Source organism: Clostridium sp. MCC353 (genome assembly GCF_018785315.1).
In the GTDB taxonomy this organism is placed as follows: domain Bacteria; phylum Bacillota; class Clostridia; order Lachnospirales; family Lachnospiraceae; genus CHH4-2.
Genome location: NZ_WQPN01000022.1, coordinates 105667 through 118257, shown reverse-complemented (window position 1 = coordinate 118257; position 12591 = coordinate 105667). Strand labels below are relative to the sequence as shown.

Here is a 12591-nt window from a genome sequence, read left to right as displayed (position 1 = left end):
ATTGAATAACTGTGATACTATCATTGTACCATCCCGTTAATTCTTTGTCTAACTGTTTAGGAGGGTTACTATCATTTTACACATGGATGGACATCCGATGCTTCTTGACCGGCCTTTTGGGTCAAGAAGATCAGCCGTCTGAACTGTAACATTTTCACATTTCCATCACGGTTTCCACATCCACGGATTCCATTTCCTCCGGCCCTTCTGTCACATCTTTTTTCTTCCAAATGCGCCAGTCTGATTCTGCGTCATTGTCCGGCAGCGCTTTAAAGATAAAGATTCCGGCCAGAGCGCACAGGATGCTGATTCCAATGTTCACATAAGCGAACACCACATAAGGGGCAAAACTCAAGGATGTGAATCCAAATAAGCTCATATAGTAAATACAGCTCGTATTCCAGGGAACTAATGGAAGAATAATCGTATTGGCCTCCTCGATTGTCCGCGAAAGCACGCTTCTGTGTATCCCGCGTTTGTCATAGATTTCCTTGAACATGGTACCCATGAGGACTACGGACACGTAGAAATTGGTAACCAGCATGACTGTGATAATCCCGCAGGCCAATGTGGTCAGAATTGCGGATGTGTCGGATTTGATCACCCTGGTTATCCGGTCTACAATCACATTGAGATATCCTGCTTCGCTGAGAATGCCGCCCATGGCAAGAGCCAGAACCGCGGTGCAGATCGTAGCCATCATCGAGGAAATGCCTCCTTTACTCAGCATAGTATCCACAATGGCCACTCCCGTATCCACTTTTACGCCGCTGTAAACAATAGCCAGCACTTCCGTAAGGCTTGCGCCCTGTACCACAACAGCCAGGAACAGTCCGGCAAATCCGGAAATGAGGATCGCTAAAATTGCCGGTACTTTTTTCAGGCAGAGGATTACAATGAGAATCATGGGAACCAGCAGGACGATATGAAATTGGAACATGCCGGAAAGGGTGTCTCTCACCGTCTGCAGCACACTCTGGTCCAGAGCCGCGCCCGCATATTTCCCTCCAAGGACGTAAAAAATAAAAAGGCTTATGAGAACCGACGGTATTGTTGTGTAAGACATGGAACGTACATGATGATAAATATTGATGTCGCTGGCGCTGGCTGCAAGAATGGTAGAATCGGACAGAGGTGAAAGTTTATCTCCCAGAATGGATCCGGAAATTGCCGCTCCCGCAGTCAGCGGAACAGGAATTCCCATGCTGATTCCAATACTGACACAGGCAACTCCCATGGTTCCCGCGGTGCCTAAAGAAGTACCGATGCAGAGGGATAAAAGGGAACACATGATAAAGGTAAGAGGCACCAGCATCCGGGGGGTGATAACTCCAAGACCGTAATAAATGATCATGGGAACCGTACCGCAGCGAATCCAGGCCCCGATCAGGATTCCCACAAATACCAGGATCATCACACAGTCTATGGCCCGTTTTACTCCGGCCATCATGCTCTTTTCCAGGTCAGCGTAACGGTAACCGGCGGCCATGGAAATCAAAAGGATCAGGAAAATATTTACCACCAGAAGAGGAATTGTGGCAACACCGGCCGAGATACCGGCGGTCAAAACAGAAGCGATAACCGCTAAAATAAGAATTGATAAAAATAAACTGGGGTTTTTCTTTGTCTCTTTCATATAGTCTCTCCTTCACTTGATAGATTTACGGAAACAAAAAGCACCCGGAATCAGATATCCGGGTGGCGAAGGCAGCTATAGGCTGTTTTATTCAATAAAAACAAAGTGCGTATCACAAACGCACAAACCTTCCTTCGCCTACGAGATTAGCTGACGGGTTCGGGGAAGAAGGTCCCCTATCTTCAATCCGCTTTTGTTCCGCAGATTTCTGAATTCACCCCAATTAATTGGTTCTCCCGCTACCACAGCCTGATTTAACAGGAATATGGCATTCGGCAATATATAGTTTCCGTATTTATAGATATGATGTTATTGGTTAAATTATACCAAAACACACAGTCTTTTTCAAGATAGTCACGGTGATTTTAATTAAAAATTAAGTTTTGATCGTTTGATCCGTTTATTTTTTTGTATATTTTCCACAAATTCTAGCCCTGTTTACATAATCCACACATGGTTTTCGCGTCAGATTTCTGTTCACAGCGTGTTTAAAATTCATTTCCGCCTCCATTGTAAAACAGCTTGTATTATAGTAAAATATAAGCAGGAAAACATTTATGGAATTCAATGATTGGGGGGACGCGGAATGACTTTGATAACATTTTTAGCTTTTTTCGCTCTGCCGGTCAGCTGCGTTGCTTCCTGGCTTTCCTTTTTTATTTTTTACAGATATCAACTGCCGTCCAAATGGAATACGGCGCTGACCATAGCTCTGTGTTTAATTCCCATGACCGTTCTGGTCTATATCAACTGGCAGGAATATTTTTACCTGATCCGTTTCATTTTCTTTGGAAAATAATACCTTTTTGATGTTATTCTTTTCTGCAGGCCGAATTCCCGGCTTTTTTCATCCCTATTTTTACATGGCAATATTTTAATAAAGTAAATCCGCCTTTCGCTCAAATAATAGTAAGGTAACTTGTTTGATGCAGAAAGGAGTGATATTTTATGGATTTTGTTGAAAAGATATCAAAAACACCGGTCCATCTCGCAATCGCCACAGTGCCTATGCAGCCGTGGGAACAGCCATATACACCGGAAAAGGCACTGGCGGAAGGAACTATTTTCCCGTGTCTGAATCTTCCATTTTTTATAGGAGGTGAAGCTCATGACTGACCGTTTACAGCTTTTAAAACAGATCAATGAAGTTAGTTTTGTGGTCGACGACCTGACCCTCTATCTGGATACCCATCCCCTGGATACGGATGCGATGGATTATTTTAAACAGATGTCCACACAGAGGAAAGAACTTTTAAAAACCTATGCGGAAAATTATGAACCGCTTACCAGGAATTGTGTCTGTCCTGACACCAACAACCAGACAAAAAGCTTTACCAAATACCCGCAGCAGCGCCATTGGACCTGGAGCGACGGACCTGTACCCTGGGATGCCGCAGCCAATACCAATTCCCCTGCAAATATCAAAGGAGGTGTCTGATTATGTGGTGTTATGAAAAACGGCTTCAATTTCCTGTAAAAATAACGAAAACATGTCCGAAAACAGCTCAGTTAGTGATCAGCCAGTTTGGCGGCCCTGACGGCGAACTAGCCGCGTCCATGCGGTATCTGTCCCAGCGTTACAGCATGCCCTGCAAAGAGGTGGGCGGACTGCTTACCGATATCGGAACCGAGGAACTGGGACATCTGGAGATGGTCTGCTCCATCATCTACCAGCTCACCAAAAACCTGACGGCCGAAGAAGCGAAGACAGCCGGATTTGACGCTTATTATATCGACCACACCACCGCCCTGTGGCCTCAGGCTGCCGGCGGAATCCCATTTAACGCATGTGAATTCCAGTCTAAAGGCGATGCCATCACCGATCTGACAGAGGACCTGGCCGCGGAACAGAAGGCCCGCACCACTTATGACAACCTGCTGCGGGTGATCACTGATCCGGATGTGAGGGAACCGCTGAAGTTTTTAAGGGCCAGGGAAGTTGTGCATTTCCAGCGTTTTGGAGAAGCGCTGGAGAAAATAAAGGGGGATTTGGATTCCAAGAACTTCTATTATTTTAATCCGGAATTTGACAAACAATTCGTGAAGAAATAATTTTTTTTAACATCAAGGGTGAAGGCATTTTCGAAAATGCCTTCACCCCTGATGTAAAACCTCTGATGTAACACCTCTAATGTAAAAAAATTATACCGTCAGATCACTAACCGCCCTAATCTGAAACTCCTCCACCAGATACTCCAGCACTCCCGGCGCCAAAAATGCCGGTAATGTGGGGCCCAGGCTGATATTTTTAATCCCCAGATACAGCAGGCTGAGCAAAATACATACAGCCTTCTGCTCATACCATGACAGTACAATGGTCAACGGCAGTTCGTTCACCGTACATCCGAATGCATCCGCCAGGGCAGACGCCACGCGGATGGCGCTGTAGGCGTCATTGCACTGTCCCATATCCATCAGCCGGGGCAGCCCCGCAGCCTGACCCAGGTCCAGATCGTTAAAGCGGAATTTGCCGCAGGCCAGGGTGAGAATTATGGAATCCTCCGGCGTGTTTTTTACAAAATCGGTGTAGAAATTGCGGCCGGGCCGGGCGCCGTCGCAGCCGCCTACCAGATAAAAATGACTGATTTGTCCATTTTTAACGGCGTCCACCACCTGATCCGCCACAGACAAAACCGCTCCGTGGCCGAAACCGGTGAGCAGTTCGCTTCCCCCGTTGATTCCGGTGAATACCCGGTCTTCGGGAAAACCGCCCAGCTCCAGGGCCTTTTCGATCACCGGGGAGAAATCTTTATCTTCTCCGATATGAACCATTTCCGGATAGGAAACCAGTTCGGTTGTGAAGACGCGGTCCGCATAGCTTTCTTTTACAGGCATCAGGCAGTTGGTTGTAAAGAGGATGGGCGCTGGAAGGCTGTCAAATTCTTTTTGCTGGTTCTGCCAGGCGGTTCCATAATTGCCTTTTAAATGGCTGTATTGTTTTAAAAGCGGATAAGCATGGGCGGGAAGCATTTCACCATGGGTATAAATGTTGATGCCTTTTCCCCTGGTCTGTTCCAGAAGGCATTTGAGGTCGTAAAGGTCATGGCCGGTTATGACGATGAACGGGCCTTTTTCCACTTTCATGGATACTTTTATTGGAGCGGGGGTGCCGAAGCTTTCCGTATTGGCCTGATCCAGCATTTCCATGCATTTTAAATTCACTTCCCCTGTTTCCATGGCTATTTTCAAATATTCCTCCTGCGTCCAGTCTTCGCCGATTACGAATAAAGCTTTGTAGAAAAAGTCGTTTACAGCTACATCGGTATATCCCAGAACCAGGGCATGATATGCATAGGCTGCCATACCGCGGATTCCAAAGAGGATGAGGGACTTTAAGGAACGGATCTCTTCTTCCGCCTCCCACAGGTTTTTCATATCATAATCATCGTTGTGGCCGCAGGGGGCTCCACAGGTGAGGCAGTTTGGGGCCAGACGCATTTTTTCTTCTCTCACCCGCTCTATCAGTTCCTCGATTGTCCGGTCATTGAAATTCACATTGGTTACGGTTGTGAACAGGCCTTCGATCATCAATTTTGTTGTTTCTTCAGTCGGCGTCTGGTTGGAACAGGTGCGGGCCAGACCGATGAGGGCTCCGGTCAGTTCGTCCTGAAGATTGGCTGTACGGGCTGTTTTTCCGCATACCCCGGCTTTTCCGGTGCATCCGCTGCAGCCTGCGGTCTGTTCACATTGAAAGCAAAACATATTTTTTTCCATATCTGATTATTCTCCTCTTCTTGACTTGATGGGATTATCATAATATAATTTTAATAACAAATCTGTTGTTTTTACAACAAACAAAAAAAATCAGGTACACCCAAAATTATGCCGGAGCCACAAATTTGAATCACCGCTGGGAATCTGAAACTCTCACCGCGTGCCAGCACAGCGATAATTTCCGCAACGGTAATTTCCGCAACGTAAATCTCCGCAACAATAATTTGCGCAAAACGTTCCGGCAAGGAGGAAGTTTATGAATTCTGCTATGTCCGCACTAAAAAAATCGGTTTTATTCTGCGGAATTGAAACCGGGGAAATAGAGGCTATGTTAAACTGTTTAAGCGCCGTAAAGCGCACCTATGAAAAAGGGGAATTTATCTGGAGAAATGGAGACCATGTGACTTCCATGGGACTGGTCCTGACAGGGTCAGTACATGTGATCGAAGAAGATTTTTGGGGCAACCGGACGATTTTATCCGAATGCTCTGAGGGACGGATATTCGGAGATGCCTATGCGTGTATGCCCTCTGTGGAACTGGGCGTCAGCGTGGTTGCGGCAGGGAGAACGGAAATCCTGTTCCTGGATGTGCAGAAGGTGATTACGGTCTGCACTTCCGCCTGTGAATTTCACACACGGCTGATCCGTAATCTGCTGTCCGTGCTGGCAGACAAGAATCTGATGCTCACCCAGAAAATGAAGCATATGGCTAAGCGCTCCACGAGAGAAAAGCTGCTTTCCTATCTGTCGGAAGAATCCTTAAAACAGAAAAATGCCCGGTTTGAGATTCCTTTTAACCGGCAGCAGCTGGCTGACTATCTCTGCGTGGACCGCAGCGCCATGTCAGGTGAACTCTGTAAGCTGAAGAAGGAAGGGGTGCTGGATTTTAAAAAAAATTGGTTTCATCTGCTTTCCGGCAGGACTTCGGAAGAATAGTTCCTGCCCATCAATGAACCAGCGTTTTTTTCTTCCTCTCCTCTTCATATATGGCAAAAAAATCCTCCGGATTTTTATGAAAGATCTTTTCAAACTCATATGACACCACAAAAGGATCATAATCATTAAAAATATTGGGTATGTATTTATAAATCTTTTCCGCTATGCCCTGAACGTGTTCTACCTCGGTTCCTTCTACAGCAAAAATTTTGTTGTCCGTGAATATCAGCAGCTTCACAATGAATGGCCCGCCCTTATAGCCTGCCTGGGCGCAGATCCAATATATTTGATTGCGGGGAATTGCCGTCACTTTTGAAGTACCTTTGGGGCCGCCTTTTACTCCACAGATCAGCAGATAAGACGGCAGCAACACTATTTTTTCTCCGCTGGCCTTCTTTGGATCCTTAAATTGACCGATAAACTCCTCTACCAGGATTTTCCCCTCGGCCGCTTCTTTGTCAATTATCCGGGCCACCGCTTCCTGAGTATCTTCTTTAAAAGGAAGGAATAAATTATTGCCGTTTACAGCCGTGCGTCCGGTCGCGATTATTTTAACCACGATGGCAAACAGCACAATTCCCAACAAAATAACTATGTAAAATGGTATCGTGCCATAAGAAACATCGCTAAAATCGATGGAATCCCTTCCGAGAAAATAAACGGCCGAAAGGGCGCATACAAATACAATGACCAGTTTAACGAGAGTTTTTCTGGCAGCTTGATTCACCCGTTCGGATTCCCGTGCTAAATATCCTTGTTTCATACTGTTTTCTCCTAAATATCATTTGTATTTTTCTTTCCAATAAAATCATAAAACCGGAAAAAATCCAGGGCGGACGTAAGAAAAAGTTCATCCTCTTCCGACACCGCTCCGGGTTCTTCCCGGCTTCTTTCAAACGGTTGTCTCACCGTCTGAATAACTTTTTTATTTCTTTAACTCTATAAAATGATAACTTTCCAACACTTGAAAAAATTTTGCCAGCCTTGGATATAAAGGTTCGGCTTTTTCTCCAAACTCTTCTTTTACCAAAACGCCTAAGGCGGTGATATCCGTCCTGCCGTCAATCAGAGGCCAGACAAAACTTCCAAGTTCGTCCAGATGAATGTGTGAAATACGGGGTTTTTTAAATAACGTCTGCGCAATCGTATTAAATACTCCCTTATTCTCCACATCCAATGTAACAATCCCTTTTTCATCCGTATTCCAGGTCAGGAATTCACTCCGTTCGGGTATGAATTCCAGGTAATTGCGTGAATCATTTTTCTTTTTCATCTTTATTTACTCGCTTTTGGCCTTCTTCCAGACAGAGAACTTGAGCAGGCATAAAATCATGAGCACGATTACAATCATACATCCGATATTGCCCACAGAAGCCGGAACCTTGGAAGAGAAATCGAACACATCGGCAACACCGAAAACGGTGAGAATCGCCAGAAGGATGCCTACAAGGCCTTCACCGGCAATCATACCGGAGCAATAAAGCACGCCGTCTGTAATTCCTCTCTGTTTTTCCGCCTCTTCTTTTGCGCTCTTAGTCTTCCTGCTGTCCAACACCAGCCTTACCACTCCGCCGATCATGATACATGCATTCAGCTGTACCGGAAGATAAAGGCCTACGGCAAACGGAAGCACCGGAATCCGTAAGATCTCCATAACGATGGCTATAAATACGCCGATGAATACAAGGGTCCAGGGCAGGTTACTGTCCATAACGCCTTCTACAATCATCTTCATCAGCATGGCCTGGGGAGCGCCCAGCTCCGCGGAACCAAATCCCCATGCGGCATTCAGAAGATATAATACGCCGCCGATGGCCAGAGCAGCGGACGTAACGCCCACTAATTCACCGATCTGCTGTTTCATAGGCGTAGCGCCCAGGAGATAGCCTGTCTTTAAATCCTGTGAAGTATCGCCTGCGATAGCCGCAATGATACAAATAATGGAGCCGATGGCAATGGCGCCCTGCATTCCGCTGATGCCCACATTGCCGGTTGCTTTCAAAATAATGGTTGCCAGCAGAAGAGTTGCGATGGCCATACCGGATACAGGGTTGTTGCTGCTTCCGATCAGGCCAACCATTCTGGATGAAACGGTTGCGAAGAAGAAACCGAATACAACGACGATAATCGCTCCGATTAAGTTAACCGGAACTGCCGGAACCAGCCAGATGGCCAGAATCATGATGATGATCCCGCCCAGGATAAATCTCATGTCCAGATCCTTTTCCGTCCTTAAAGCGCTTGTCGTCCGGCTGCCCCTTAAATCCTTCATCGAATCGCTGAATGTGCGGATGATGAGAGGAAGTGATTTTACCAGGCTGATGATACCGCCGCAGGCAACCGCTCCGGCGCCGATGTAACGGATATAGGTTCCCCAGATTCCGCTGGCGCCATTTTCAGCAAATATCTTACCGATGGTTTCAGTTCCCGGATACAGGACAGTACCGGAACCGAACAGCACGATGGCAGGGATGAGCACCAGCCATCCCACAATACCGCCGGCAAACATATAAGAAGAAATTCTCGGGCCTACAATGTAGCCCACACCGATCAGAGCCGGATATGCCTGAGTACCGATTTCTCCCGGGAAACCTTTTACTCTGAAATTGATTTCGCTTGGTACTGCTTTAAATCCATCTACAATAAATTTGAAAAGAGCCGCGATTCCCATACCGGCAAATACCGTCGACGCATTCGCGCCGCCTTCTTCACCCGCTAAAAGGACTTCCGCACATGCGGTTCCTTCCGGGTAAGGAAGGGTATTGTGCTCTTTCACAATTAAAGCATTACGAAGCGGAACCATGAACAGAACGCCCAGGATACCGCCTAAGAAGGCGATTAATGTGATCTCCAGCATGTTGGGAGTTTCCATCTTTCCCTCTTTTGCCCACAAAAATAAAGCCGGCAATGTGAAGATTGCTCCTGCCGCCAGGGACTCGCCTGCGGAACCGATTGTCTGTACAATGTTGCTTTCCAAAATAGAATTTCTGCGCAGAATAACACGGATGACACCCATGGAAATTACAGCCGCCGGTATCGATGCTGAGATAGTCATACCTACCTTCAGACCTAAATAAGCATTGGCTGCACCGAATACAACCGCTAAAAGAATACCCATGACAATCGATAGGATTGTCAGCTCAGGATCAACTTTTTCCGCAGGTATATACGGTTTGAACTGTTTTTGTTCGTTCATCATATGAACCCCCTTTTTTTTGTACCTACCCATTATAACGACTTTTTACAAAAATCACAACTGTTTCTGCAAAATCGACAGTGGCAGGATATGGAAGGGGCAGTATTCACAGTTCCCCGCCGTCTGCGCCGCACCATTGCCGGGTTCTCCGGTGAGGAACTGTGAACACTCATGAAACTTGATGTTGTCAGGGCATTTGCAGCGTTTCCCCATCAATCTCCCGGTCTTTAAAATAATACTTCCGATCCCTTTCCCCGATTTCACGCAGCACTCTGCATGGATTGCCCACTGCGACCACATTGGACGGAATATCCTTTGTCACCACGCTGCCCGCGCCGATGACCGAATTATCTCCAATGGTGACACCCGGAACGATGATAGCTCCGGCGCCAATCCAGCAGTTTCTGCCGATATGTACCGGCGCATTATACTGGTAAAAACGCTCCCGCAGCTGGGGCAGAATGGGGTGCCCGCCGGTGGCGATGGTTACATTAGGGCCGATCATGGTGTAATCGCCTACGTAAATGTGGGTATCATCCACAAGAGTCAGGTTAAAATTTGCATAGACATTATTGCCGAAATGCACGTGTTTCCCACCCCAGTTCGCATGAAGAGGCGGTTCAATGTAGCAGTTACTGCCTATATCCGCAAACATTTCTTTCAGCATGGACTGCCTTTTTTCCGTCTCCGACGGGCGGGTCAGATTAAAATCATACAAGCGTTCCAGGCATACAGTCTGGTCGTTCATAAGCTGTTCATTATCCGTAGCATATAGATCACCATTATGCATTTTTTCGTATATATCCATTTTATTCCTCCATGTCGGAGCGTTTTAATGCGCAGTATTTGCGTTTCGTAAATTTTACGCTGCGCAAATTCTGCGTTACGCAAATTCTGCGCTGCGCAGGCACGCGCTGAAAATCTCAAATTCTCAGCTCCAATTCAAATTTGTGGCTCCGGCACAAATTTGGGTGTGAAAAATAAGCCATCAGGATTATGTTTCATCCAAAGGCCGTGAACTGAATTTCTCTCATGGATTATAGAGAATCATATGCAGAACCGCCGTCTCTCTGCTTATATTCCGGTAAGAATGGACCGTATCCGCTTTAAACCGGATACTTTCCCCTGCTGCAATTACAAACCTCTGTTCATCGGCATAAATTTCGATGGTTCCGCTGAAAACAGTGATAAACTCTGTGGTTCCTTTCAGGTGCGGCTCTGATTCCCAATAACTTCCCTTCTCCAGTTCCAGATAATATACCGCAAACCTTCTGTTTTCATCATCGGGAAAAATGGAGTAATTTTTCACCTTGCCGCCATCTTCCAACAATGGCTGTATATCCGCTGTCTTTACAATTTCATACGGATTTTTCGGCCAGACCGTAAGAGCATCGAAGGGCACTTTCATTCCGTTTGACAGTTTCCAAAGTGTGGAAAGTGTGGGATTCCCCTCCCCACGCTCGATCTGAGCCAGCATGCTCTTGCTGACCCCGCTCAGTTTAGAAAGCTCTTCCATACTCAATTTATTCTCCTCACGCAGCCGTTTGATATTCTTTGCAACGATCAGATTCATTGTATCCAAATAATTTCCTCCTCCCTATTGACATTATATTATACAAAATGTATCATTATATCGTACATGTACAATATATTATCATTTTTATATCATTATATAATTTTATAAGTTCTTTGTAAAGAGACAGAGTATTATCATTCCCTAACAAAAAAGCAGGAGGTCAAAGATGTTTCAACTGTATAACTTTTTAATTTATTGTTTTATAACAGCATACACGCCGGGAGCCAATAATTTGCTTTCAATGAGCAATGCAGCCCGCCTTGGGATGCGCCGCAGCATCCGGTTCAATTTAGGAATACTCGCCGGTTTTTCAGTTGTAATGACCGTCTGCGCCGTATTCAGCACCGCCTTATTTTCATATCTTCCAAGGGTAAAAACAGTTATGCAGTTTTTAGGCGCCGCCTATATGCTGTTTCTGGCATGGAAAGTCTGGAAAAGTTCTTCCGATCTGAACGGCGGGGACGGCAATGAAGCCAGTTTTCTTTCAGGCATGATCCTTCAATTCGCCAACCCTAAAATTTATATTTATGCCATCACTGCAATGTCCCTTTACATACTGCCTTTTTACCAGTCGGCCGGCGCATTGGCTGGGTTTGTAATTGTCCTGTCCGTCATCGGTTCATCCGGTTCTTTTGTCTGGGCGTTATTCGGATCAGCCTTTTGTAAATTTTTTTCAAGGCATACAAAGGCAGTCAACCTTGTCATGGCATTTTTACTCGTTTACTGTGCGGCAGCGCTGTTTTTCTGAAATGGAGGCAGCATCCTTATGGCTTCCACCGCCGTCTCAATTGCGCTCTGGGTATCATGGCACTGGATATCGGGCAGGCCCATTTCTCTTCTGGTCTGGTTGCCGATTACCAGCATCACCGATCCCACACGGACCCTGCGCACCGCTCCAACGATGAAAAGCGTGGCGGACTCCATCTCTGAGGTCAGTGCGCCGCAGCGTTTCCACGCCTCCCATTTGTTTAACAATTCATAGCTGACCGGCATGTTTTCCGGCTCATGCTGGCCATAAAAGGAATCTTTGCACTGGACTACACCCACATGGGAGCGTTTCCCGAGACGGTCGGCGGCCTTTTTCAGGGCTTCCACCACTTCATAATCGGCTACGGCCGGATATTCGATGGGAGCGTATTCTTTACTGGTGCCGTCCAGGCGGATGGCGCCTGTGGCGATGACCACATCTCCCGCCAGCACGTCCGGCTGCATTCCCCCGGATGTTCCCACGCGGATAAATGTGTGGGCGCCGCAGTGGATCAGCTCCTCCATGGCGATGGCCGCCGACGGGCCGCCGATTCCCGTTGAAGTGACGCTGACCCGTTTGTCCCCCAAATGGCCGGTGTATGTCACATACTCCCGGTTGGAGGCCATCAGTTTGGCATCTTCCAGATAAGCGGCAATCTTTTCACACCGTCCCGGATCACCCGGCAGTATCACATATTCCCCCACATCCCCCGGTTTGAGATGGATGTGGTATTCAATATCTTTTGAGTATACGGTTGACATCTGCATTTCTCCTTTCTACTGAT

The 12591-nt window shown here is 46.7% G+C and carries 14 protein-coding genes and 1 riboswitch; of the genes, 6 read left to right on the top strand and 8 right to left on the bottom strand.

The window, feature by feature from the left end; all coding sequences use genetic code 11:
- Window positions 1-154: 154 nt before the first annotated feature.
- A complete protein-coding gene (gene nhaC, locus GPL15_RS05925) occupies window positions 155-1636 on the bottom strand; it encodes a Na+/H+ antiporter NhaC (RefSeq protein ID WP_215696956.1) in 1482 nt (493 codons plus the stop codon).
- Window positions 1637-1759: 123 nt separating this feature from the next.
- Window positions 1760-1924, bottom strand: a riboswitch (cyclic di-AMP (ydaO/yuaA leader).
- Between the two features lie 298 nt (window positions 1925-2222).
- Between nhaC and GPL15_RS05920 the strand changes: the two genes are divergently transcribed.
- The 4 genes from GPL15_RS05920 to GPL15_RS05905 all read left to right on the top strand — a co-directional run bounded on the left by GPL15_RS05920 (window position 2223) and on the right by GPL15_RS05905 (window position 3688).
- Window positions 2223-2435 (top strand): hypothetical protein, encoded by a 213-nt coding sequence (locus GPL15_RS05920; RefSeq protein ID WP_215696954.1) that lies wholly within the window; start codon window positions 2223-2225, stop codon window positions 2433-2435.
- Window positions 2436-2584: 149 nt separating this feature from the next.
- The gene (locus GPL15_RS05915; protein WP_215696952.1) at window positions 2585-2752 is read left to right on the top strand and encodes a spore coat associated protein CotJA; all 168 of its coding nucleotides are present in this window, start codon (window positions 2585-2587) and stop codon (window positions 2750-2752) included.
- Entirely contained in the window at window positions 2745-3074 is a 330-nt protein-coding gene (locus GPL15_RS05910) for a spore coat protein CotJB (protein WP_215696950.1), read from the top strand. Before GPL15_RS05915 ends, GPL15_RS05910 begins: the two co-directional genes overlap by 8 nt.
- Window positions 3075-3076: 2 nt before the next feature.
- Window positions 3077-3688, top strand: coding sequence for a manganese catalase family protein (locus GPL15_RS05905; RefSeq protein ID WP_215696948.1), 612 nt, complete (start codon window positions 3077-3079; stop codon window positions 3686-3688).
- Between the two features lie 90 nt (window positions 3689-3778).
- On the opposite strand, the gene hcp is transcribed toward GPL15_RS05905, so the two are convergent.
- The gene (hcp, locus tag GPL15_RS05900; RefSeq protein WP_215696946.1) at window positions 3779-5350 is read right to left on the bottom strand and encodes a hydroxylamine reductase; all 1572 of its coding nucleotides are present in this window, start codon (window positions 5348-5350) and stop codon (window positions 3779-3781) included.
- 256 nt (window positions 5351-5606) lie between these two features.
- Here hcp and GPL15_RS05895 point away from each other — a divergent pair, with 256 nt between their 5' ends.
- The gene (locus GPL15_RS05895) at window positions 5607-6287 is read left to right on the top strand and encodes a Crp/Fnr family transcriptional regulator (protein WP_215696944.1); all 681 of its coding nucleotides are present in this window, start codon (window positions 5607-5609) and stop codon (window positions 6285-6287) included.
- Window positions 6288-6297: 10 nt separating this feature from the next.
- On the opposite strand, the gene GPL15_RS05890 is transcribed toward GPL15_RS05895, so the two are convergent.
- From GPL15_RS05890 to GPL15_RS05870, 5 genes are all read right to left on the bottom strand, one after another.
- Complete coding sequence (locus tag GPL15_RS05890; RefSeq protein ID WP_215696942.1) at window positions 6298-7050, bottom strand: hypothetical protein; 753 nt, start codon at window positions 7048-7050, stop codon at window positions 6298-6300.
- 162 nt (window positions 7051-7212) lie between these two features.
- Window positions 7213-7560 carry a PqqD family protein gene (locus tag GPL15_RS05885; protein ID WP_215696940.1) on the bottom strand — a complete coding sequence of 116 codons (348 nt, stop codon included), beginning with the start codon at window positions 7558-7560 and terminating at the stop codon, window positions 7213-7215.
- Between the two features lie 6 nt (window positions 7561-7566).
- Complete coding sequence (locus GPL15_RS05880) at window positions 7567-9483, bottom strand: oligopeptide transporter, OPT family (protein WP_215697011.1); 1917 nt, start codon at window positions 9481-9483, stop codon at window positions 7567-7569.
- A 187-nt stretch (window positions 9484-9670) separates the two neighbouring features.
- Complete coding sequence (locus tag GPL15_RS05875; protein WP_215696938.1) at window positions 9671-10291, bottom strand: sugar O-acetyltransferase; 621 nt, start codon at window positions 10289-10291, stop codon at window positions 9671-9673.
- 222 nt (window positions 10292-10513) lie between these two features.
- The gene (locus tag GPL15_RS05870; RefSeq protein ID WP_215696936.1) at window positions 10514-11065 is read right to left on the bottom strand and encodes an XRE family transcriptional regulator; all 552 of its coding nucleotides are present in this window, start codon (window positions 11063-11065) and stop codon (window positions 10514-10516) included.
- Between the two features lie 160 nt (window positions 11066-11225).
- Between GPL15_RS05870 and GPL15_RS05865 the strand changes: the two genes are divergently transcribed.
- A complete protein-coding gene (locus tag GPL15_RS05865) occupies window positions 11226-11807 on the top strand; it encodes a LysE family transporter (RefSeq protein ID WP_215696935.1) in 582 nt (193 codons plus the stop codon).
- Here the strand turns inward: GPL15_RS05865 and udp are convergent.
- The gene (udp, locus tag GPL15_RS05860) at window positions 11780-12568 is read right to left on the bottom strand and encodes a uridine phosphorylase (protein ID WP_215696934.1); all 789 of its coding nucleotides are present in this window, start codon (window positions 12566-12568) and stop codon (window positions 11780-11782) included. The two genes, GPL15_RS05865 and udp, sit on opposite strands and share 28 nt — an antisense overlap.
- Window positions 12569-12591 lie beyond the last annotated feature (23 nt).